We start from the raw sequence: 22,598 nt of genomic DNA on the forward strand, positions 1-22,598 counted from the left end.
TTAGCTGCTCGCAAACCGCATATCGCGTTCAAGGACAGCCCTGCATGACCCCAGCCGCCCTGCTCGACCGCCGTTCGATCATGAAGACCGCCATGTTCGGCGCGGGCGCCCTGCTGCTGCCCGACTGGGTGCGTGCCGCTGATCTGCTGACGCTGACCGGCTTCACCCATGGCGTGGCGAGCGGCGAACCCTCGGCGCGTTCGATGCTGCTCTGGACGCGCTATGTCCCATCGAGCCGGGATGTGGCCGATATCCGCGCCGAGATCTCCGAGACCGCCGATTTCGCGCGGATCGTCACGGCTGGCGCGATGCAGACCGGCCCCTGGCGCGACCATACGGTCAAGATCACCCTTTCCGGGCTGGAGCCCTATCGCGACTATTACTATCGCTTCGTGGCGCCCGATGGCAGCTTTTCTCCGGTGGGCCGCACCCGCACCCTGCCCGAGGACGGCATGCGCCCATGGCGGGCGGCAATCTTCTCCTGCTCGAACCTGCCTTTCGGCTGGTTCAACGCCTATGCCCATGCCGCCGCGCGGGACGATCTGGACTGCGTGATCCATCTGGGCGACTATTTCTACGAATATTCGGTCGGCCATTATCCCGAGGCGGGCGAAGCCGTGGCCGGGCGGTCGATGATGCCCGCCGGTGATACAGTGCATATCGCCGACTATCGCCTGCGCTATGCCAGCTATCGCGCGGACCCGGACCTACGCGCGCTGCATGCCCGCTTCCCGATGCTGGCCCAGTGGGACGACCATGAAAGCGCCAATGACAGTTGGGAAGGCGGCGCCGAAAACCATCACGCCGATCAGGGCGACTGGAATGCTCGCCGTGCCGCCGCGATGCAGGTCTATCGCGAATGGATGCCGGTGTCCGACGAGCCCTGGGCGGCCTATGACATCGGCGGGCTGGCGACTTTCTTCCGCACTGAAACCCGCCTGCTGGAGCGCACCCGTCAGCCCGACATCGCCCCGCTGTTCAAGGAGGCCGATCCGGTGGCTGCGCTCAAGACCTTCCGCGATGGCGCATGGATGGATCCGGCGGCGACCATGATGGGCTCGGCGCAGGAAGCATGGCTGGCTGACGGCATGCGACGCTCGGCGCACAGCGGGCGGCCTTGGCAAATCGTGGGCTTCGGGACGATCATGGGCAACACGGTGATGCCCGGCGAGATTGCGAACTGGCTTGGCGCCGAGAGCCAGGGCACGGCTCAAGCCTTCAAGGTGGGGATCACCGCCGCTTCGGTGGGGCTGCCGTTCAATTATGACAATTGGGGCGGGTATCCTGCCGCTCGGGCGCGCTTCCTGAAAAGCGCGCTGGGTTCGGGCGGCAGCACGGTTGTCCTCTCGGGCGACAGCCACAATGCATGGGCCTATAATCTGGCGCATGATGGCCATGCCGCAGCGGTGGAATTCGCCGGACATTCGGTGACCTCGCCGGGGTTTGAGTCCGCTCTGAAGGCGGCGCCGGAGAAGGTGGCTGCGGCTTTGGTGAAGACCAATCCGGAACTGGCGTGGTGCGATACGTCGCGGCGCGGCTATATGGATATCACTGTGCAGGCGGATCGGGTGACCAACAGCTGGATCATGAGCGACAGCATCCTGAACCGCTCGCCCCGCGCGACGATCGGTCATCGCGCCACTGTGGAACGTGGGCGCAATCGCATGGCGTAAGAAGCGCATGGCCGAGATTGCACGCAACGCAGACAATAAAGGGAGCGCGAGGGCGATGGCCCTCGCAACTACTCCTTATTCTGTAAATCTCTGCCAATTGGCCTCCATCAACACGGGATCAGCCTGTAGGTGCTCCGGGCAGGCCAACCGCAGATGGTGATCCGTGAAAGGCGCATTCACCAGAGCGCAATGGTGCGGCGCCTGCGGATCATCATGCATGTTGGCGCGAAAGTAGCTGCAGGTCACGCACATCGCCTGCACCGGAATATCGCCCTTCATCTGCATGGCGCGGATCAGCTTGATCAAGCTGCCCAGCAGAGCAGCCTGCTCCGCCGGATCGAGCGTCTCGACGGCATCGGACAGGAAATCGGGCCAGTTACGGGTGCGCTCGGCGAGTGCGGCGCCTTGCGGGGTCAGCGTCAGGCGGATCGAGCGTTTGGCCGCGCCGGGCTGTTTCGAAACCAGACCTTTGGTTACCAGCGCCTTCATCGTATCGCTGGCGGTCGGTGGGGAAACGCCCAGATGCTGCGCAATCTCGCCCAGTGAGAGGCCATCGGGTGCCTCTCGCAGCAGGTCCAGCGCATGGCCCTGCGTCGGGGTGACACCCTGCGCAGCCGCGCCTTTCCATGCGCGGCTGCGCAGAACTTGCCCGATCCTGACCAGACCCGATGTCACCCTGCGGGCAACCGGTTCACTGATGGCGTCGAAGACCGAGGTCATCGGGACGTTGTTTCGCCGGGCCAGTAATGGGCGTCGGGCACGGCGCGCGGGCCGAACACGGCCTGCCCGACACGAACGATGGTCGCGCCTTCCTCAATCGCCCATTCGTAATCGCCTGACATGCCCATCGACAGATCGGCAAGAGCCTCGCCTTGCGGCGCTTCCTGACAGGCCTTTTCGCGGACATCGCGCATCAGGCGGAAACAGCGGCGCACCTCGGCCTCATCGGCGGTGAAGGTGGCCAGCGTCATGAAACCTCTGGGGCGCAGCGCGGAAAAAGCCGTCAACTCCTTGAGGAAAGCGGGCACCTCCTGAGCGGTCAGGCCATATTTGCTGGCCTCGCCCGAGCTGTTGACCTGCACCAGCACGTCCAGAGAGCGGCCTAGTTGCTGCAGCCGCCGATCCAGCGCAGTGGCCAGCGAAAGGCGATCGAGCGACTGGACCTCATCGGCGAAACCCAACACATCCTTGACCTTGTTGGTCTGGAGGTGACCGATCATGCTCCAGCGCGGGGGCGGATCGAGGTTCGCCAGCGCCTGGGCTTTGCCCTGCCCTTCCTGCACCTTGTTCTCGCCAAGATCGCGTTGCCCGGCGGCGATGGCTTCGCGCACACGCTCGGGCGCGACGGTCTTGGTGACCAGAACAAGGCGCACGGCATCCTGAGAACGCCCGGAGCGTTGCGCAGCATCCCTGACCTTCCCCCGGACGGTGTTCAGGGCGGTGGCCACATCGCTCATGCCTGCAAGCCTTCCAGCCATTGGGTCAGCATCGCCTGCCCTGCGGCACGTGTCGTGCTGCCAATCTTTTGAGCCTCGGCACGCAGGGCGCGCGGATCGATCTTTGCGCCAGCCAGTTCGGAAGCATGACCGATCAGCCAGCGCTCGATCCCGGCGGCGATATCGACTTCGGGGTGGAACTGGAGGGCCAGAAGATTGTGCCCGCGCGAGAATGCCTGCGTGCCGCACAAGGCTGTCGTGGCCAGATTGGCAGCGCCCTCGGGAATCTGGAAAGCATCGCCATGCCAGTGGAGCACCGGCTGACCAACGATATGCCGCAGCGGACCTTTGGCGCCATCCTCGGTCAGGGTCAGTTCGCCAAAGCCGATTTCCTTATGGCCCATCGGTCCCACTTCGGCATCCAGCGCGGCGGCCATCAGTTGCGCACCGAGGCAAATACCCAGCGTCGGGCGGTTCTCGGCCAGGCGCTGACGCAATTGCGCGATGGTTCCGCTCATGAAAGGATAGGCCTCAACCTCATAGACGCCGATCGGGCCACCCAGCACCACCAGCAGGTCAGGCGACAGCAGATCGAGCCTATCATCATCGGAAAGGCCGACATCGTGATAGGCCACGGCATAGCCCTGATCGATCAAGGGCTGCGCGAAGATGCCGAGATCCTCGAAATGGATGTGGCGGATCACGGTGGCGGTCTTGGACGTCGTGGACATGGGGGCGGCTCCAATCGCTGTTGCCGCCTCCCTTTATATTAGGAGTCCTAATTTAAAAAGCGATTTTGCCTGGGACCTTGCCACGCGCGCTCAATCCACCGGCTCAGCCGGCCGGAAACGCGCCTGAGCCGCCAGCCTGACCCCGGCATTGGGCGCACCATAACCGGTATAGCCCGCATCACGCTGTACAAATTCGAAGAAGAACCGCCGGTCGACCGCCCGGCTGTAAAGCTGATGGAAGCGGTTGCCGGACGCATCCTCATCATAGAGCAGATGGCTCTGCTCCAGCCCGGCCAGCGCCTCGTCATCGAAGCCGAAGCGGGCGCCCAGATCCTCATAGTAATTGGCCGGGATATCGAGCAGCTTGGCCCCTCGCTCGCGCAGCGCCGCGCTGCTGGCAGCCAGATCGTCGCAGGCCATGGCGACATGCTGATAGCCGCCCGCCATCCCCCGCGCCAGAAAACGCGAAGACAGGGTTTCGCGTGCATCCGAAGCATTGATCGTCACCCGGAACGCGCCATCCGCAGATTGCAGCGCCTGACTGTGCACCAGCCCGGAAGGATCGATGACATCCTGCTCGGTCAGGGCTTCCAACCCGAAGAGCGCGCGCCAGTAAAGCTGCCACGACAGGAATTCGTCATGATGGACCACGCTCGCCAGATGGTCGAAGCGCCGCACGGCAGGGCTGTCGGGCAGATCGCCCTCAGAGGCGACAGGCGCGAATTCGCGGGCCCATAGGCTTTCCGTGGCATCGTCGGCGATCAGATAGACCAGACTGCCGCCCACCCCGCGCAACGCGGGCATGGCAAGACGTCCGGGGCGTCCCTCCGGCGTGTAATGGCGGATGCCCAGCGCCGTGGCACGCTCCAGCACGGCATCGACATCGGCCACGCGCAGACCCACCGCGCAGATCGAGGTGCCGAAGACGGTGCGATAGGTCTTGGCAAAGCCCTTGGGCTCGGCGTTGATGACCAGATTGACGGCCCCCTGCGTCCAGCGCGTGACTTTCTTGGTGCGATGCGTGCCCGCGCAATCGAAGCCGAGGCTGGAGAAGGTGGTTTTCAGACTTTCGGCCTCATCGCCCGTGGCGGTAAACTCGACAAATTCGGTGCCCAGCACGGCCTGGGGGGCGGGCATGGTGGTGGGGCGGCCCAGACGGGTGAGCGCGGCATCGCGCACATAATCGAGCGAGCGATAACCGTCAGCCGCCACCAGCGCAGGCGAGCTGGAGCGGAAACGGTCGTTGAAGATCTCCAGCGAGAGCGGCCCCGTGTAACCACTGCGCAGAATCTCCGCGACGAAGCCCGCCACATCCAGCCCGCCCTGCCCCGGCAGATTGCGGAAATGGCGGCTCCAGTAAAGCAGGTCCATGTCGAGCAGCGGCGCGTCGGCAAGCTGGACATAGGTGATCTTGTCGCCGGGAATGTCGGCGATGCTGGCGCTGGGAATGCGGCGCGAGAGCGAATGGAAACTGTCGAGAATGATGCCGATGTTCGGGTGATCGACCGCCTTCACGATCTCCCACACATCGCGATGGTCATAGACATGGCGGCCCCAGGCCAGCGCCTCATAGCCGACGAGGATGCCGTGTTTGGCGGCCCTTTCGCCCAGTTCCGCAAAATCGTCGATGATGCGCTGGCGCTCGCCCAGCGAATGGGGCTGGCAGTTCGAGCAGACCAGAATACGGTTGGTGCCCAGCTCTCCCATCAGCTCGAATTTGCGTTCGGCGCGGTCGAAGGCGCGGGCGCGCAGCGCGCCGGGCATGCCCTCGAAATCGCGGAAGGGCTGATAGAGATCGCAGCTCATGCCCAGATCGGCCAGCATATGGCGCACCTGCGTGGGCGACAGATCCGAACCGATCAGATCGGCCTCGAAGATTTCCACCCCGGCAAAGCCCGCGCCCGCCGCCGCGATCAGCTTTTCCTGCAAGGTGCCCTTGAGCGAAACCGTGGCGATGGCATTGGACGACATGAAACTGGCCCCCATGTAAAAGGAGCCCCGATTATGCGCCTGGTCAGCGGGCGGCGTAAGCCATGCTGAATCGCTTACCCATACCATCGTGTTATGGAGACGCCGCCAGCGGCAGACAGCAAATGGGCCCGGAAAACATCAAAGCTTTCCGGGCCCATCGCCCTGTCATCTTGGCATCATCCGACGGGACGGTGCATCACCTCACATCAGCAGACAGGTCGGCGTGGTGTGAGTGCTGTCACCCCGTTCCTGAAGAGTGTCGTCAGGAAAAGGCCTGTCGATACCTTACTTGGGCACGCCGGCCGCAGCGACCTGAATGCGCTGCTGGAGCGCCTTGTCAGTCTGCATGCTCTGCGTGATGGCGTTGAACTTCTGGATGTCCACGCCCGACTGCTGGACAGCGGCGGCCATCTTGGCCTGCTTGTCGGCATCCGGCACGGTCGTATCGGTCTGCACCTTGTTCACGGCCACCAGGGCCGTGGCGTACTTCTGCACGTCGTCATCGCTGAAAGCGCCGGCGGCGGCAGGGGCTGCGGGGGCGGCAGCGGCCGGAGGCGTAGACGCTTCGGGAGTCGCTGTCGCCGGGGCGGTCTGCGCGAAAGCGGCAGGCACGAAAGCCAGGGCCGCGATGGAGCTCAGGGTTGCCTTGAACAGTTTCACAATCATCTCCTCGTGGGTGGGGGTATCGCTAACCTGGGGTTGCAAACGTGGAGGGGGAACCCATGTTCCGACGAGTTGTGACGTTTATAAGGCAAGTGCACTCGATTGCCGCCTTCATGCCGACCATCGTCCGGGTTTGACGGGAAGGTAAAAAATCCTTGCCTATCCGAATCTTGCTGCGTCGGGGTTATGGCTCGTCTCACGACAGGCCCGTTCGGGCGCATGGGACGAACGGCACCGGGCTTGCGGTGCCATGCGATTCTCTGGCGGCTTCTGCCATCGAAAGACAGAGTGGCCGCGCCCTTGTCGCGCCGACCGCAATCGCGCAAGAATATTTGCTGACAAGCCCCGAACCGAAGGATAGGCAGACCCCAAAGCCTTTGCACCACAGGGATGTGCATCAAGGGGCAGGAGCATGGCGAGCGGTGACAGACAACACGCAACAACTTTCCAAGCGGCAGATCAACGCGCAGGAAACGCGTGAGAACATTCTTGAAATCGCCTATGCCGAATTTGCCGAAAAGGGACTGGCCGGCGCACGCATCGATGAGATCGCGGAGAAGACCGCAACGTCAAAGCGCATGATCTATTACCATTTTGGCGGTAAGGAAGGGCTCTATGAAGCCGTTCTGGAGCGGGCCTATGAACGCATCCGCGCGCAGGAACAGGCCGCGAATTTCGAGGCGCTGCCCCCCGATCAGGCGCTGAGCGCAATCATCGGCCACAATTTCGACTATCACTTCGATCACCCCGAATTTGTCCGGCTGGTGATGAATGAGAACGTGCTCAATGGTGAGCATATCGCCAATATGGCCGGCATCAAGGCTCGCAACCGCACCGTGATCGAGGCGCTGCGCAGCATTCTGGACAAGGGCGTGGCGCAGGGCCTGTTCCGCGCCGGGATCGACCCGATCGACCTGCATATGACGATCAGCGCCCTGAGCTTCTACAACGTGTCCAACCGCTTCACCTTCAAGCACAATTTCGAGATCGACCTGTCGCAGCCCGAGGTTCGGGCGCGGCGCCGCGCACAGATCATCGAATGTGTTCTGTCCTGGGTCGGGCATCGCCCCACCTGAACCTCTCCATTCAGGCGGGCCGGGCAACGATATGCGCATGACAAAAGCCTCTCCTCTGCTGATGTCCTTTGCCGTCCTCTGCGTCGGCGCGATCAAGGCCCAGACCGCGCCGCCGGTCGCCACCTCCGGCACCCTTGCGCCTGGTGCGGGGGTCGAGGCGGTGCAACACACCTGCACCGTCTGCCATCCCCCTGCCATGATCACCAGCAAGCGCCGGACCCGGCAACAGTGGAGCGATGTGGTCGATCAGATGATCAACAAGGGCGCGCAGGTCAGCGACGAGGACTATGATGTGATCGTCGCCTATCTGGCCCGGACCTACGCCCCCACCTCCTGAGCAGCCCGCTGCCCCTCCCCCCTCATGGCCGCAATGGCCCTTGCATTCGAACGGCTCGTTGTTTTATACACCAGTTAGTTCACAAAATCCGTCAGCCGGGGCACATGTACCCCGCAAGCGGCAAGAATGCTTAAGGGAGAGGCCGAATGATCGGCAAACATGCGGCCTTGCACGGGCCGAATCGTGGTTACCGCCGCAGCGCAAGCCAGGCCACAAAGCTGGCGGAGACTGTCGCATGAAACCCTCCCGCAAGCGCCTGACGATCCTGACGCTGATCTCGCTGGCCACGCTGATCAATTACCTCGACCGCTCGGTGATGGGCGTTGCCAAGCCCTCTCTGGTGGCCGAACTCCACATTTCGCCCGAGGTGATGGGGCTGATCTTCTCCGCTTTTTCCTGGACCTATGCCATCGCGCAGATCCCTGGCGGCTATGTGATCGACCGGCTCGGCACGCGGCTGACCTATGCACTGTCGCTGGGCGCATGGTCGATGATGACCGCGCTGCACGGGCTGACGACCGGCGTGGCAGGGCTGGTCTCGGCCCGCCTCGCGCTGGGTCTGGCTGAGGCGCCCTGCTTCCCGGCCAACAGCCGTGTGCTCTCCACCTGGTTCCCCCAGCAGGAGCGCGCCAAGGCCACCGGCGTCTATACGGTGGGCGAATATATCGGGCTGGGCCTGCTGATCCCGGTGCTGGGCTGGATGCTGAGCACCTATGGCTGGCGCTCGCTGTTCTTTGCTGTGGGCGCGCTGGGCATCGCTTTCGCCGTGATCTTCCACCGCATCTATCGCGAGCCCGCCGACAGCGGCGCCAATGCAGCCGAACTCGCACTGATCGAGGCGGGCGGCGGCTTCGCGGGCAAAACGCAGAGCCTCGATTTCAGTTGGGGCCGCGTGTGGCAGCTCATCACCAAGCGGCAGATCGCGGGGGCCTCGATCGGGCAGTTCTGCTCCAATTCGACCCTGGTGTTCTTCCTCACCTGGTTCCCGTCCTATCTGGCGGACGAGCGAGGCATGACCTTCATCAAATCGGGCTGGCTGGTGTCCCTGCCCTATATCGGCGCCTCGCTGGGCGTGCTGCTGGGCGGCTGGTGGTCCGACTGGCTGATCCGTCTGACGGGATCGCCCACCATCGGGCGCAAGCTGCCGATCATCACCGGCCTGCTGCTGTGCTCGACCATGGTCGCGGCCAATTTCCTGCGCAGCAACAATGCGGTGATCGCGGTGATGTCGGTGGCCTTTTTTGGTCAGGGGCTGGCCGGGCTGGGCTGGACCCTGCTCTCCGATGTCGCGCCGCGCCAGATGATGGGCCTGACCGGAGGCATGTTCAACTTCTTCACCAATCTGGCGGGCATCGTCACGCCGCTGGTGGTCGGCTTCGTGGTGGGAGCAACGGGCAGCTTCTATTTCGCGCTGGCCTATATCGGCGCCCTGGGTGTGCTGGGAACGCTGTCCTATCTGCTGATCCTGGGGCCGGTGGAGCGTGTGACCATCGACTAGGCCGACAGTCTTTTCCCATCCCCCAACGCCCCCTTGATGAAAGCCGAGTACCATGATGGTCCTGTCCTCCCCCGCCCCGCAACACAAGCCCCGTATTATGGTCGGTCTGGTCGGGCGTGGCATTCTGGAAAGCCGCACGCCCTGGATGCATGAGCAGGAAGGCGATGCGCAGGGGCTGCGCCTGCTCTATTCGCTGTTCGATTTCACCCATCGCGGCTGGGCTGACGAAGATCTGCCCAAGCTCCTCGATGCGGTGCAGATGGCGGGCTTTGCCGGGCTGAACATCACCTTTCCTTTCAAGCAGGCGGTGATGCCGCTGCTCGACGAGCTGTCCGAGGGCGCGCAGGCTATTGGCGCAGTCAACACCATCGCCTTCCGCGACGGCAAGCGTATCGGCCATAACACCGATGTTTCGGGCTTTGCCCAGGGCTTTCTGGATGGCCTGCCGGGCGTGGCTCTGGGCCATGTGCTGCAACTGGGCTGCGGTGGCGCCGGATCGGCCACCGCCCATGCCTTGCTCTCGACCATCGGCGTGCAGCATCTGAGCCTGTTTGATACCGATACGGCACGGGTGACGGCGCTGCGCGATCAACTCGCCGAAAGCTATGGTGCCGGGCGCATCTCCATCGTGGAGGATGCCGCGCAGGCGGCAGGCAAAGTGGATGGTATTCTCAATGCCACGCCCATCGGCATGGCCAAGTTTCCCGGCACGCCAATCGACGTGGCCGCCCTGCAGCCTCACCATTGGGTTGCCGAGATCATCTACTTCCCGCTGGAAACACCGTTGCTGGCCGCCGCCCGTGCTCTGGGTTGCCGCACGCTGACGGGTCAGGGCATGGCCGTGGGACAGGCAGCGGATGCCTTTGCCCTGTTCACCGGTCAGGCGCCGGATCGCGCACGGATGGCGGAAAGCTTTGCCGCCTTTACGGCAGGCTGAGCCACGCAAACAAGCAGTGGCCTGAAAAACCCGGCACGGCGATCTTTCACGCCATGCCGGGTTTTCTGTTTTAGTATGCGCGCGCCACGTAAATACGCTCGACAGCCTGCTCGCCGGTGAAGGGGCAAACGCCCTCAGCGGGCGCAGCATCCAGCGCGGTGTTGCGGATCGTCAGCTTGAGAGCCTTCAACTGCTCGACCACCTTCTCCAGCGCGGCGCCGGTCGGGCGCGACCAGTTCAGCTCGACCCAGCCCGGATAGCGCTGATCTTCGGCAAAGAAGCTTGCCAGCGCATCAAGCGAGGTGATCCCGGTCGTGATGTTGGCGTCGCGGCGCTGCGTCGCCTCGGCGTGCAGGCTGGACTGGATGCTTTCCAGTTCGGCGACAGCGGCGGCGATGAAATCATCGCGCGTCTGGCCGACGAAATTGACCTTGCCATCATCCTTCCACAGCCGATCGCGACGCACCGCCGAAACCATGCCGCCGGCCGCATCGCGACCGCCGATTTCCAGAATGATCGGCGCGCCCTTCTTGACCCAGGCCCAGCGCTTCTGCGTGGCCTTGCCCGCGCGCTTGTCGAGCAGCACGCGAATAGGCTCGCCCAGCGCGGAAAGCTTGGCCAGTTCGCGGCGGATCTCTTCGCAATAGGCCAGCAGGGCCTCATCGCCATCATCCTCGCGCAGCATGGGCAGGATGATGATCTGATGCGGCGCAATGGCGGGCGGCACGCGCAGGCCATCATCGTCGCCATGGGTCATGATGACGCCGCCGATCATGCGGGTCGACACGCCCCAACTGGTGGTATGCGCCAGCTCCTGAGCGCCCTCCTTCGACTGGTAACGGATGCCCGCAGCCTCGGCGAAACCGGTGCCCAGATAATGGCTGGTGCCCGCCTGAAGCGCCTTGCCATCCTGCATCATCGCCTCGATGGAATAGGTGGCAACGGCGCCGGGGAAGCGCTCATTCTCGGGCTTCTCGCCAGCAACGACCGGCATGGCCAGCACGTTTTCGGCAAACTCGCGGTACATTTCCAGAGCGCGCAGGGTTTCGCTCATCGCGTCATCGCGATCGGCATGGGCGGTGTGGCCCTCCTGCCAGAGGAACTCGCTGGTGCGCAGGAACATGCGGGTGCGCATTTCCCAGCGCACCACATTGGCCCACTGATTGACCATCAGCGGCAGATCGCGCCAGCTCTGCACCCAGCGGCTCATCGCGGCGCCGATCACGGTCTCGCTGGTGGGGCGCACGATCAGCGGCTCCTCCAGCTTGGCCTCGGGGTCGGGGATCAGCCCGCCCTTGCCGTCGCCGATCAGGCGGTGATGGGTGACGACCGCCATCTCCTTGGCGAAGCCCTCCACATGGTCGGCCTCCTTGGAGAAGTAGCTGAGCGGAATGAACAGCGGGAAATAGCAATTGTCGACGCCCGCTTCCTTGATGCGCGCGTCCATCAGCTTCTGGATACGCTCCCAGATGCCATAGCCCCATGGCTTGATGACCATGCAGCCGCGCACGCCCGATTCCTCGGCCATTTCGCCTTCGGAGACGACCTGCTGATACCATTGCGCGAAATCATCGGCGCGCTTGACGGTCAGCGCGTGGCGGATCTTGGGGTTGGGAGCGTTCTGTGTCATGCGCGCGGCCTTAGCTTGGCAAGAGCGGGAGTTCAAACCCTCTCGACGCGCATCAAACGCAAAAATCGCCAATATCAAGCCATGGCAAGCATCACACGGGCGAGGTTATGCCCCCGCCCGCCTGATCAGGCTTACTTGCCCAGCGAATCCAGCTTCTTCTGCATGGCCAGCATCTGCTCACGCAGGGCATCGAGCTCGCCGCGCGTGCCCTCGGTCTTCTCGGGTTCGGCGGCAGGGGTGGCCGTCGGCGCCTCATCCTTGGGCACCACGCCGTCGGCGCCGGGCATGAAAGCAGCAGCGGCGGCCTGGAACATGGCGATGTTCTGCTGGGTCAGCCGGGCCAGCGGATTGGTCTCCATGCTGTCCTCAAACGCCTTGCGCAGCTTGAGCTGATTGGCGCGGAACTGGTCCATGCTGGCTTCGAGGTAATGCGGGATCAGCGCCTGCATCGAATTGCCATACATGCCGATAAGCTGACGCAGGAAATTGACCGGCAGCATCTGCTCGCCGCTGGCCTCTTCCTCCATGATGATCTGCGTCAGGATCTGATGGGTGATGTCAGAGCCCGACTTGGCGTCGAGCACGCGGAACTCGATCCCCTCACGCGTCATCTTGGCCAGATGGTCGAGCGTGATGTAGCTCGACGACTGGGTGTTATACAGCCGGCGGTTGGCATATTTCTTGATGATGACGGTGTTGTCTTTGGAGCCCGCATTGTCAGCCATCAGTCTGTCCTACTCCCATTTCTGAACGGCAGTGTGCACTCAAAACTCCATGGGCGCAACAGATTGCTGCGCAGCAGCACAGCAAAACGCAAGTTTAGCCCGCACGTGCGAAACGGCGCCCCAGACCGGTCAGCAGCTCATATTGCGACAGCCCCGTCTGCGCGGCGGACTGCGGCAGATCATAGGCGACATCGAGCCAGTCACCCTCGACCAGATGGGGGGCGTGAGACAGGTCAACAATGGTCAGATCCATCGAAACGCGGCCCACCACAGGCAGATCGGTGCCCTCGCTCGTGCGCAGCATGCCGCGCCCCGACCAGCAGCGCAGATAGCCATCGGCATAGCCCAGCGCCACCGTGCCCAGACGCATCGGCGCGGAAGCGGTGAAGGTCGCATTGTAACCCACCGTATCGCCCACCGCGACCTGCCTCACCTGCAGCAGCGCCACCTGCGGACGCGCCACAGGGCGGATCACATCGGCCAATTCGGGCCGCGCGATACCACCATAGAGCGCCAGACCAGGCCGCGTCAGATCGCCGTGATAGGCATCGCCCAGCATGATCCCCGCGCTGTTTGCCAGAGCCGCGCGCCGATGCGGCAAAGCCCCCAGCGATGCCTGCCAGCGCTCCAGTTGCAGCGCATTGAGGCTGCTGTCCTCATCCGCACTGGCCAGATGCGAATGCAGCACATCCACCTCCAGCCCCGCCAGTTGCACCAGTTCAGAGGTCGCAAGGCCAAGCCGGTTCATGCCCGTATCGACCATCACATCGCAAAGGCCGCCGCCCGCCTCACGCCAGCGCCGCGCCTGATCGAGCGAGTTGAGCACCGGCCTGACGCCGCTGGCCTTGGCGAAAGCAACATCGGCATCCGTCAGAGGTCCATGCAGCACGGCCATGCGGCGCGGGTCGACCAGATCGACCAGATCGGCAGCCTCGGCCCAATGGGCGACGAAGAAATCCGCGCAGCCCGCCCGCGCCAACAGCGGCACCACGCGCCTTGCGCCCAGCCCATAGGCATCCGCCTTGACCGCCGCCCCAGCGCTCGCCGTGCCGGACAGGGCATTCAGCGCCTGCCAGTTATGCGCCAAGACATCGCCATCAATCGTCAGGCGCAAGGGGGCAACGGGGGACGATCGTGTCATCTCAAACCTCGAAATCCACGCGGGGAGCGTCGGGGCTCATGCCCTCTGCCCTGGCGCCGCCATGGCCTTCAGCACGGCACGCCAGCCCAGCAGGAAAGCGCCATGCCGGCCGGGATAATCCCGCACAGCCGTCAGCGCTTCCAACCCCGGCCAGTCCGGCAAGGCATTATCTCCGCCAAGCCATGCCACGATTTGCGCTTCCGCCCTGGCGATATCCTGGTGCGAACGGCCCGCTGCCGCGCGCGCCATCACGCTGGCCGCGGCCTGACCAATCGCGCAAGCCTGAGCGGCAACACCGATGCGTTCGATCGCACCGGTTTCATCCAGTGCGATCCCCACCCGCATCCTGCTGCCGCAAGAGGCCGAGCGCGCCTCACCAATCAGCGGCAGATCGCCTGCCATCGGCCAGCGCGCCAAATCCAGCGCCATGGCCAGCACCTCGGGCGAATAAAGAACCGTGCCGGAGGCCAAGGCTCAATCGGCCTTGTGATGCGTGCGACGATGGGGCGCGACGTGGCGTTTGGGCGCCTCATCGTCGCTGCTGGCCGAGCTGTCGGCGTCGGCGGCCTCAGCGGCGGCCTTGCGCCGCTCCGACACCATCTTGAGCAGAGCGCTGCTGCTGGCGTTGACGAAAGGATAGGTGCGGCTCTTGGTGATCCATTCGGGACGCCCGCCGACGCCCCAGACCGTGTCGTAGAACAGCACGATCAGCGAGAAACCAGCCACCACGATCAGCGTGCCCTTCACCGCGCCAAAGCCGAAACCCAGCACCCGGTCGACCGGCCCCAGGATCGAGTTGCGCGCGGCGCCCCCAAGATAGCGCGCCAGAAAGCGCACCAGAAAATAGGGCACCAGCAGCAGGAACAGGAAGGCAGCCACATCGGCCCCGGATTCCGATCCGATATGCGGCAACAGCGCCTTGGCCAGTGGGGCCTGCAGCAGATGCACGGCTGCCATCGCCACGATAAAGGCGGACAGCGAAATCGCCTCCTGCACGAAACCGCGCAAAAAGCCGAGCGAGGCAGCGGCGCCCACCACCACGAATACAGTCACATCAAAGCCGGTCATGATCCGACCGGACTATTCGCCCCCAAGGATGCGGTCAACGAGATTTGGCAGGAGTTGCACGCTTGTATGACGCCCCCCCCGCTTCCTTGACCGCACCACTCTTGCCGGAGAGCGATTTATCCTCCGGCCCGAAGGCATGGGCAAAGCCCAGCTTGGCCGATTCGCGCAGCCTCAGGCCAGCATGGGCCACCGGGCGTATTTCTCCCGCCAGAGAGACTTCGCCAAACCACACGGCCTCGCGCGGCAAAGGCTTTTCCGCCAGTGCCGAGACCAGCGCGGCGGCCACCGCCAGATCGGCGGCAGGATCGGCCAGTCGATAGCCGCCCGCCACATTGAGATAGACTTCAGCGCTGGAGAAATTGAGCCCGCAGCGTGCCTCCAGCACCGCCAGCAGCATGGCGAGGCGCCCATTGTCCCAGCCCACCACCGCACGGCGGGGCGTGGCGCCTGATTGCAGCCGCACGATCAGTGCCTGAATTTCCACCAGAACCGGGCGCGTGCCCTCCATCGCCGGGAAGACCGCGCTGCCTGCAATGGTGTTCTCCCGGCCCGACAGGAACAGCAGCGAGGGATTGCCCACTTCGGCCAGGCCATGGCCTTCCATGGCAAACACGCCGATCTCATCGACCGGGCCAAAGCGGTTCTTCAGATTGCGCAGGATGCGGTATTGATGACTGCGCTCGCCCTCGAAGGCCATCACCACATCGACCATATGCTCCAGCACGCGCGGGCCCGCGATGCTGCCATCCTTGGTGACATGGCCGACCAGCACCAGCGCCGCCCCGTTTTCCTTGGCATAGCGGATCAGTTCGAAGGCGCAGCCACGCACCTGGGAGACAGTACCCGGCGCGCCCTCGATCTGGTCGGAATGCATGCACTGGATCGAATCGATCACCAGCAGCGCGGGCGCATCCATATCGCCCAGCGTGGTGAGAATATCGCGCACCGAGGTGCTGGCGGCCAGCTTGATCGGCGCGCTGGCCACACCCAGCCTTTCAGCGCGCAGGCGGATCTGGCCGGTGGCTTCCTCACCGCTGATATAAACGGCAAGGCCGCCTGCCTGCGCCACCTTGGCGCTGGCCTGAAGCAGCAGGGTCGATTTGCCGATACCCGGATCGCCGCCCATCAGGATCGCGCTGCCCGGCACCAGACCGCCGCCCAGCGCGCGATCGAACTCATCGATGCCGGTCGACCGCCTGACCAGCGCCTTGCCCGGCATATCCAGCGGCTCGAAGCTGATCGCCCGCCCGCCGCTGGACAGGTCATGCTTGGCCGAGAAGACCGTTGCCGGTGCCTCCTCGGTCAGCGTGTTCCATTCGCCGCAATCGACGCATTGCCCCTGCCAACGGTTGGTGACACTGCCACAGGAGGAACAGACGAAGCGACGTTTGGGTTTGGCCATAAGGCCTGCGTAGTTGGAACGAATGAGGAACGCAAGTAACGATTTACTCGCGTATATCGTTCCAGACATCCTTGATGCGGTTGAAGAAGCCCTTCACTTCAGGGCATTCGTCACCGGTCTCGCTGGCCTGAAACTCGCGCAGCAACTCCTTCTGGCGGGCCGAAAGCCTGGTCGGCGTTTCCACCGCCACTTCCACCACCAGATCGCCAATCCCGCGACCGTTCAGCACCGGCATGCCAGCTCCGCGCTTGCGCAATTGCTTGCCCGACTGGATGCCCGCCGGAATCTCGATCTCATGCATCTTGCCGTCAAGGCCGGGGATCTCGATCGATCCGCCCAGCGCGGCCGTGGTGAAGCTGATCGGCGCGCGGGTCAGCAGGGTCGTCGCATCACGCTCGAACACCTTGTGGCGCTTCACATGGAGGAAGATGTAGAGGTCACCCGGAGGCGAACCGAAAGGCCCGGCCTCGCCCTTGCCGGTCAGGCGGATGCGCGTGCCGGTGTCGACGCCCTTGGGGATCGAGACTTCCAGCTTCTGCTTCTGATCCACCCGGCCCTCGCCGCGGCAGGAGCGGCAAGGCTTTTCGATGACTTCGCCGCGACCGTTGCAGGTGGGGCAGATACGCTCCACCATGAAGAAGCCCTGATTGGCGCGCACCTTGCCGTGGCCGCCGCACAGATTGCAGCGACGCGCACCGGTGCCGGGCTCAGCGCCCTTGCCGTGGCAGGGTTCGCAGGTGGCCGAGACCTCGATCTCGATCTCGACATCCTTGCCATGGAAAGCTTCGTCGAGGCCGATTTCCAGATCATAGCGCAGATCGGCGCCGCGACGCGCCTGCTGACGCCCGCCGCCGCCGCCAAAGGCGCTGCCGAAGATCGTCTCGAAAATATCGCCGATGTCGCCGAATTCGGCGCCCTGACCGCCAAAACCACCGCCACCGGGGCCGCCATTCTGGAAAGCGGCATGGCCGAAGCGGTCATAGGCGGCACGCTTCTGGGGATCTTTCAGGCAGTCATAAGCCTCGCTGATCTCCTTGAACTTCGCCTCGGAGTCCTTGCAGCCCGGATTGCGGTCCGGGTGGAACTTCATCGCCAGCTTGCGATACGAACTCTTGAGCGTCGCATCATCGGCTTCGCGGGTGACTTCCAGCAATTCGTAATAATCGACCTGGGTCGACATGGGCGTTCCTTCGGGATCAGTTCAGCGCGAGCTCCGGCAACATGGTTGCCGAGCGCGAAGTCCATGTAAAAAACAGGCCCGCCACGCCACTTGAAAGGCGTGGCGGGCCCGCATTCATTCAGGCGATCAAATCAGCCCTTGTTCTCGTCAACTTCCGAGAACTCGGCGTCGACCACGCCATCGTCATGGGCCTGACCACCAGCGCCGCCCGGGGCAGCAGCAGAGGCCTGCTCCTTCTCATAGATCGCCTGGCCCAGCTTCATGGCCTTTTCGGTCAGGGCCTGGGTCTTGGCGGTCATCTCGGCGGGCTCGCCACTTCGATGGCCGTCTTGGCTTCGGCGATGGCCGCCTCGATCTCGGCCTTCAGAGCCGGATCGACCTTGTCACCGTTTTCAGCGATCTGCTGCTCGGTGGCATGGACGAGGCTTTCCGCGTTGTTCTTGGCCTCGGCGGCCTCACGACGCTTCTTGTCCTCTTCGGCGAACTTCTCGGCATCCTTGACCATCTGGTCGATGTCGGAGTCCGACAGACCGCCCGACGCCTGGATGCGGATCTGCTGCTCCTTGCCGGTGCCCTTGTCCTTGGCGGACACGTTCACCAGACCGTTGGCGTCGATGTCGAAGGTCACCTCGATCTGGGGCACACCGCGACGGGCGGGCGGAATGCCGAGCAGGTCGAACTGGCCCAGCATCTTGTTGTCCGCCGCCATTTCACGCTCGCCCTGGAAGACGCGGATGGTCACGGCCTGCTGATTGTCGTCAGCGGTCGAGTACACCTGGCTCTTCTTGGTGGGGATCGTGGTGTTGCGGTCGATCATGCGGGTGAACACGCCGCCCAGCGTCTCGATGCCCAGCGACAGCGGGGTCACGTCGAGCAGCAGCACGTCCTTGACGTCGCCCTGAAGCACGCCCGCCTGAATGGCGGCGCCCATGGCCACGACTTCGTCGGGGTTCACGCCGGTGTGGGGTTCCTTGCCGAAGAACTCCTTCACGGCATCGCGCACCTTGGGCATGCGGGTCATGCCGCCCACGAGCACGACGTCGTCGATCTGGCTGATCGAGAGGCCGGCATCCTTCATCGCCTTGCGGCAAGGCTCCAGCGTGCGCTGGATCAGGTCACCGACCAGACGCTCCAGATCGCTGCGGCTCAGCGTCTCCACCAGATGGAGCGGGGTGGTCGCGCCACCTTCCATACGGGCGGTGATGAAGGGCAGGTTGATCTCGGTGGTCTGCGCGGACGACAGCTCGATCTTGGCCTTTTCAGCGGCTTCCTTCAGGCGCTGCAAGGCCAGACGGTCGGTCTTGAGGTCCAGACCTTCCTTGGCCTTGAACTTGTCGGCCAGATATTCGACCAGCTTGCTGTCGAAATCTTCACCGCCCAGGAAGGTGTCGCCGTTGGTCGACTTCACCTCGAAGACGCCATCGCCGATTTCCAGGATCGACACGTCGAAGGTGCCGCCACCAAGGTCATAGACGGCGATGGTCTTGCCATCGTTCTTGTCCAGACCATAGGCCAGCGCGGCCGCCGTCGGCTCGTTGATGATGCGCAGCACCTCAAGACCGGCGATCTGGCCGGCGTCCTTGGTGGCCTGACGCTGGGCGTCGTTGAAGTAGGCGGGCACGGTGATGACGGCCTGTGTGACGGTCTCGCCCAGATAGCTCTCGGCGGTTTCCTTCATCTTCTGCAGCGTGAAGGCGCTGACCTGCGAAGGCGAATAGTCGGTGCCGCCGGCTTCGACCCACGCATCGCCATTCTTCCCCTTGGCGATCTTGTAGGGAACCAGCGCCATGTCCTTCTGCGTCATCGGATCGTCGTAACGACGACCGATCAGACGCTTCACAGCGAAGATGGTGTTGTCGGGATTGGTCACCGCCTGGCGCTTGGCCGGCTGGCCGATCAGGCGCTCACCATCCTTGGTGAAGGCCACGATCGAGGGGGTGGTGCGTGCCCCTTCCGAATTTTCGATGACCTTGGGCTTGCCACCATCCATCACAGCAACGCAGCTGTTGGTGGTGCCCAGGTCGATACCGATCACTTTACCCATAGTTCTTCCGTCCTCATGTCGCTGTGTGACACCGCCTGTCCAAAGGCCCCCGCAGATGCGGCAAACCGGTTTGGCGGCTCCTTGACGAAGGGGCATATAGGAGCGGTTTGCGAGGCGACAAGGCCTTTTTGGGCAGCTATTGCATGATGAATTGCATGATGGCCGGCAGCTATTTGCCCACTGGCGCTTGGCGCGGGGCCTGTCACAGTCTAGCTAGGGCCCATCAGGAGATGAACACAGATGCCTATTGCGCGCCTTACCCTTCCCCTTTTCGCGCTGGTTGCGCTCACCGCCTGCGGCAAGTCGAATGAAGACGCCGCTAGTGCCTCTGCCACCACGGCCGCAGCGGACAGCGCCGAAGTCAGCATCAGCGCCGCCCCGGCGGAGAATGCCGCGCCTTCAGGCCGTCTGGTGCTGCCGATCATCCCTGGGCGCCCCGCAGCGGCCTATGTGAACTGGCGCAACACCGGCCCGGCGCCTGTGACGATCACCGGTGTGGTGATCTCCTCCGCCAAATCCGCCGAAATGCATGAGACCAAGGGCACGGAAATGGCGCCCTTGCCTCGCCTGAAGCTGGCTCCCGGCGACAGCACCAATTTCGCTCCCGGCGGACGGCATGTGATGGTCTTCGACCTGCGCAAGACGGTGAAGGCAGGCGATTCCATTGGCTTCAAGCTGGTGCTGGAAGATGGCCGCAGGCTGGTCGGCTCGCTGAAGGTGGAGGCCCCAGGGACTGCCGGCGATGGCGGGCACGCCATGGATCATGGCGATATGGCCGGGATGAAGATGTAAGGATCAGGAAAAAAGAAATGCGAGGGGTTACCCCCTCGCGCTCCCATGACGTCTTCCGACGCGAATGGAGCGCTGGCTTGCAGCGTTGTGGTCCACCTCACCGCCGGAGGCATTTAAGGCCGCTGCGCGGCGGGGCCTTCCAAACGCGAAGTAGCCCTAAACCCGCCCTCTCGTCGGGAGACGTAACGGGGGTGCAGGGGGCGTAACGCCCCCTGCTTCTACCTTTTGCCTGAAAAAATCAGCAATTCACCCGATGCTCGTAACCATCGCGGTCATGACGATAGCAGTAGCCGTCATCCTTGCGCACGGTCGACCCGACCAGAGCGCCCGCCGCCGCACCGATCGCAGCGCCCGTGACGACATTGCCGCCAGCCACGCCCGCGATCACCGCGCCCGCGCCGGCGCCGCCCAGAGCGCCCTCACCGCCATAGTTATGAGCACAACCGCCAACGGCAAGAGCACCAGCGGCGATCATCGACAGCATCAAAGTCCTGGTCATAACAACCTCCATTCCATGATGGAGATATGACCAGCGGCGCGGGATGTTCCGCCCGCGCCGGGTTCTTAACTTCGGGCTTACTCGGGCTTCTTGGCCACGGCGACCATGGCCGGGCGCAGCAGGCGGTCCTTGATCGTGTAGCCGTGCTGCAGGACCTGAATGATCGTGCCGGGCTCGGCCTCGGCATGAGGGATCTCGATCATCGCCTGATGCTGGTTGGGGTCGAGCGGCAGGCCCTGAGCCGCCACCTTCTGGATGGAATTCTGGTTGAACACCTTGTCCAGCTCGCGCGTGGTGGCCTCGATCCCGGCGACCAGCGGCTTGAGCTTCTCGTCCTCACGCAGCTCCTGCGAGATCGAATCGAGCGCGCGCGACAGATTGTCGGCCACGCTCAAAATGTCGCGGGCAAAGCTTGTGCTGGCATAGGCGCGGGCGTCGGCGATGTCCTTTTCCAGACGGCGGCGCACATTCTGCGTTTCGGCGCGGGCGTAGAGCACTTCCTGCTTGGCCGCTTCCAGATCGTTTTCCAGCGTCGCGATTCGGCTGTCCTGCTCGGCGGTCACGCCGGGGGCAGCGCCCTCCACGCCTGCGTCCTTCGAGGATTCGCTGGCGGCCTGGAAGATGTCCTCATTCATATCATTGCCTTCATTTATCGGATCAGTCGGCCCAGACTCTGGGCGGTGAAATCCACCATGGGGACGACTCGCGCATAATTCAACCGTGTCGGGCCGATCACGCCGACCACGCCGACCACCCGTCCTTCGCGATCACGATAGGGCGAAGCGATCACCGATGAGCCGGACAGCGCGAAAAGCCGGTTCTCGGCACCGATGAAAATGCGGGTCGATTCGGCTTCACGGGCCAGGTCCAGCATCTGGGCGACGGATTGCTTGCTTTCCAGATCGTCGATCAGGGATCGCACACGCTCCAGATCGCCCAGCGCAGTGTCGTCCAGCAGATTGGCCTGCCCGCGCACGATCAGCACCGGGCGGCGCTGTGCGTCCTGGCTCCAGACGGCAAGGCCCCGCTTGACCAGATCGGCGCTGGCGGCATCCAGCGCGCTCTGGCCCGAGGCGATCTGTGCCTGCATCAACCGCGCCGCCTCGCCCAGCGTGCGCCCGGCCAGATGGGCGGTGATATAGTTGGAGGCTTCCTCCAGCGCGCCGGGCGGCAGGCCGGGGGGCAGATCGACGATCCGGTTTTCGATCCCGCCATCCTGCCCCACCAGCACCGCCAAGGCGCGGCCCGGAGAAAGCGGCACCAGCGTCACCTGCGCCAGCAGAGGCTCATGCGCGGGCACCATCACCACGCCCGCACAGGCGGAAAGATCTGAAAGCGCAGCGCTGGTGGCTGCCAGAGCCGCCTCGATCGGGCCCGGTTCGGTCAGGCTGCGCTCGATGGCCTCGCGTTCCTCGCGCGTGGGCTGGGACATCTGCATCATGCCATCGACAAACAGACGCAAACCCACTTCGGTCGGCATGCGTCCCGCGCTGGTGTGTGGCTGGCTGAGCAGCCCCTGCCCTTCCAAATCGGCCAGCACGCTGCGGATCGAGGCCGGGGAAAGGTTCAGCTCGCCCCCGCCCGCCAGCGTGCGCGAACCCACGGGTTGGCCGGTCGTCAGATAGCCTTCGACCACCCGGCGAAAGATCTCGCGGGCGCGGGTGGTCAGTTCGGTGACGGGCAGGCTGTGCATATCGCATCTTTCATGGGGCAGCAGGGCCCCATTTGCAACGCCGGGCATCTGCGATGCACGGTCATTTATAACGCCGGGGCTGGCCATTTCCGGGCGCGGGTA

The 22,598-nt window shown here is 63.9% G+C and carries 20 protein-coding genes and 2 pseudogenes; 6 read left to right on the forward strand and 16 right to left on the reverse strand.

Features of this window, described 5'->3' with window-relative positions:
* Positions 1-44 precede the first annotated feature (44 nt).
* Positions 45-1,673 carry an alkaline phosphatase D family protein gene (locus tag ABDW49_RS11610; RefSeq protein ID WP_343612049.1) on the forward strand — a complete coding sequence of 543 codons (1,629 nt, stop codon included), beginning with the start codon at positions 45-47 and terminating at the stop codon, positions 1,671-1,673.
* 75 nt (positions 1,674-1,748) lie between these two features.
* On the opposite strand, the gene ABDW49_RS11615 is transcribed toward ABDW49_RS11610, so the two are convergent.
* The 5 genes from ABDW49_RS11615 to ABDW49_RS11635 form a co-directional block, all read right to left on the reverse strand.
* Positions 1,749-2,393 carry a MarR family transcriptional regulator gene (locus tag ABDW49_RS11615; RefSeq protein WP_343612051.1) on the reverse strand — a complete coding sequence of 215 codons (645 nt, stop codon included), beginning with the start codon at positions 2,391-2,393 and terminating at the stop codon, positions 1,749-1,751.
* On the reverse strand, positions 2,390-3,130 hold the full coding sequence (locus tag ABDW49_RS11620) for a YggS family pyridoxal phosphate-dependent enzyme (RefSeq protein ID WP_343612053.1): 741 nt from the start codon (positions 3,128-3,130) through the stop codon (positions 2,390-2,392). The genes ABDW49_RS11615 and ABDW49_RS11620 overlap by 4 nt, the downstream gene beginning before the upstream one ends.
* The gene (locus ABDW49_RS11625) at positions 3,127-3,840 is read right to left on the reverse strand and encodes a glutamine amidotransferase (protein ID WP_343612055.1); all 714 of its coding nucleotides are present in this window, start codon (positions 3,838-3,840) and stop codon (positions 3,127-3,129) included. The genes ABDW49_RS11620 and ABDW49_RS11625 overlap by 4 nt, the downstream gene beginning before the upstream one ends.
* Positions 3,841-3,930: 90 nt before the next feature.
* Positions 3,931-5,811 carry a TIM barrel protein gene (locus ABDW49_RS11630; RefSeq protein ID WP_343612056.1) on the reverse strand — a complete coding sequence of 627 codons (1,881 nt, stop codon included), beginning with the start codon at positions 5,809-5,811 and terminating at the stop codon, positions 3,931-3,933.
* A 285-nt stretch (positions 5,812-6,096) separates the two neighbouring features.
* A complete protein-coding gene (locus tag ABDW49_RS11635) occupies positions 6,097-6,471 on the reverse strand; it encodes a DUF4168 domain-containing protein (protein ID WP_343612057.1) in 375 nt (124 codons plus the stop codon).
* Positions 6,472-6,896: 425 nt separating this feature from the next.
* Between ABDW49_RS11635 and ABDW49_RS11640 the strand changes: the two genes are divergently transcribed.
* From ABDW49_RS11640 to ABDW49_RS11655, 4 genes are all read left to right on the forward strand, one after another.
* A complete protein-coding gene (locus ABDW49_RS11640) occupies positions 6,897-7,550 on the forward strand; it encodes a TetR/AcrR family transcriptional regulator (RefSeq protein WP_343612059.1) in 654 nt (217 codons plus the stop codon).
* Positions 7,551-7,587: 37 nt separating this feature from the next.
* Positions 7,588-7,887 (forward strand): cytochrome c, encoded by a 300-nt coding sequence (locus ABDW49_RS11645; RefSeq protein WP_343612061.1) that lies wholly within the window; start codon positions 7,588-7,590, stop codon positions 7,885-7,887.
* A gap of 235 nt (positions 7,888-8,122) precedes the next feature.
* A complete protein-coding gene (locus tag ABDW49_RS11650) occupies positions 8,123-9,385 on the forward strand; it encodes an MFS transporter (RefSeq protein ID WP_343612063.1) in 1,263 nt (420 codons plus the stop codon).
* A gap of 52 nt (positions 9,386-9,437) precedes the next feature.
* Positions 9,438-10,322, forward strand: coding sequence for a shikimate dehydrogenase (locus tag ABDW49_RS11655; RefSeq protein ID WP_343612065.1), 885 nt, complete (start codon positions 9,438-9,440; stop codon positions 10,320-10,322).
* Between the two features lie 70 nt (positions 10,323-10,392).
* On the opposite strand, the gene ABDW49_RS11660 is transcribed toward ABDW49_RS11655, so the two are convergent.
* The 8 genes and pseudogenes from ABDW49_RS11660 to dnaK form a co-directional block, all read right to left on the reverse strand.
* A complete protein-coding gene (locus ABDW49_RS11660; RefSeq protein ID WP_343612066.1) occupies positions 10,393-11,952 on the reverse strand; it encodes an aminoacyl--tRNA ligase-related protein in 1,560 nt (519 codons plus the stop codon).
* A gap of 131 nt (positions 11,953-12,083) precedes the next feature.
* Positions 12,084-12,677: a polyhydroxyalkanoate synthesis repressor PhaR gene (gene phaR, locus ABDW49_RS11665; protein WP_343612067.1), complete on the reverse strand. Its 594-nt coding sequence runs from the start codon at positions 12,675-12,677 to the stop codon at positions 12,084-12,086.
* Positions 12,678-12,771: 94 nt separating this feature from the next.
* Positions 12,772-13,818: an alanine racemase gene (locus ABDW49_RS11670; RefSeq protein WP_343612069.1), complete on the reverse strand. Its 1,047-nt coding sequence runs from the start codon at positions 13,816-13,818 to the stop codon at positions 12,772-12,774.
* Between the two features lie 36 nt (positions 13,819-13,854).
* A complete protein-coding gene (locus ABDW49_RS11675; protein ID WP_343612071.1) occupies positions 13,855-14,289 on the reverse strand; it encodes an iron-sulfur cluster assembly scaffold protein in 435 nt (144 codons plus the stop codon).
* Positions 14,290-14,292: 3 nt separating this feature from the next.
* Positions 14,293-14,886 carry a CvpA family protein gene (locus ABDW49_RS11680; RefSeq protein WP_343612073.1) on the reverse strand — a complete coding sequence of 198 codons (594 nt, stop codon included), beginning with the start codon at positions 14,884-14,886 and terminating at the stop codon, positions 14,293-14,295.
* Positions 14,887-14,898: 12 nt separating this feature from the next.
* A pseudogene (gene radA / locus ABDW49_RS11685) lies at positions 14,899-16,288 on the reverse strand (DNA repair protein RadA).
* 43 nt (positions 16,289-16,331) lie between these two features.
* Complete coding sequence (gene dnaJ, locus ABDW49_RS11690) at positions 16,332-17,468, reverse strand: molecular chaperone DnaJ (protein ID WP_343612075.1); 1,137 nt, start codon at positions 17,466-17,468, stop codon at positions 16,332-16,334.
* A 131-nt stretch (positions 17,469-17,599) separates the two neighbouring features.
* Positions 17,600-19,512 (reverse strand): annotated as a pseudogene (gene dnaK, locus ABDW49_RS11695) (molecular chaperone DnaK).
* 240 nt (positions 19,513-19,752) lie between these two features.
* Here dnaK and ABDW49_RS11700 point away from each other — a divergent pair.
* Positions 19,753-20,304, forward strand: a complete 552-nt coding sequence (locus ABDW49_RS11700) for a copper chaperone PCu(A)C (protein WP_343612077.1) — start codon at positions 19,753-19,755, stop codon at positions 20,302-20,304.
* A 238-nt stretch (positions 20,305-20,542) separates the two neighbouring features.
* Here ABDW49_RS11700 and ABDW49_RS11705 read toward each other — a convergent pair whose 3' ends face one another.
* From ABDW49_RS11705 to hrcA, 3 genes are all read right to left on the reverse strand, one after another.
* Positions 20,543-20,803, reverse strand: coding sequence for a hypothetical protein (locus tag ABDW49_RS11705; RefSeq protein ID WP_343612078.1), 261 nt, complete (start codon positions 20,801-20,803; stop codon positions 20,543-20,545).
* 77 nt (positions 20,804-20,880) lie between these two features.
* Complete coding sequence (gene grpE / locus ABDW49_RS11710) at positions 20,881-21,438, reverse strand: nucleotide exchange factor GrpE (RefSeq protein ID WP_343612079.1); 558 nt, start codon at positions 21,436-21,438, stop codon at positions 20,881-20,883.
* Between the two features lie 14 nt (positions 21,439-21,452).
* Positions 21,453-22,496, reverse strand: coding sequence for a heat-inducible transcriptional repressor HrcA (hrcA, locus tag ABDW49_RS11715; RefSeq protein ID WP_343612080.1), 1,044 nt, complete (start codon positions 22,494-22,496; stop codon positions 21,453-21,455).
* Positions 22,497-22,598 lie beyond the last annotated feature (102 nt).

It is taken from the genome of Novosphingobium sp. (assembly GCF_039595395.1).
Lineage (GTDB): Bacteria > Pseudomonadota > Alphaproteobacteria > Sphingomonadales > Sphingomonadaceae > Novosphingobium.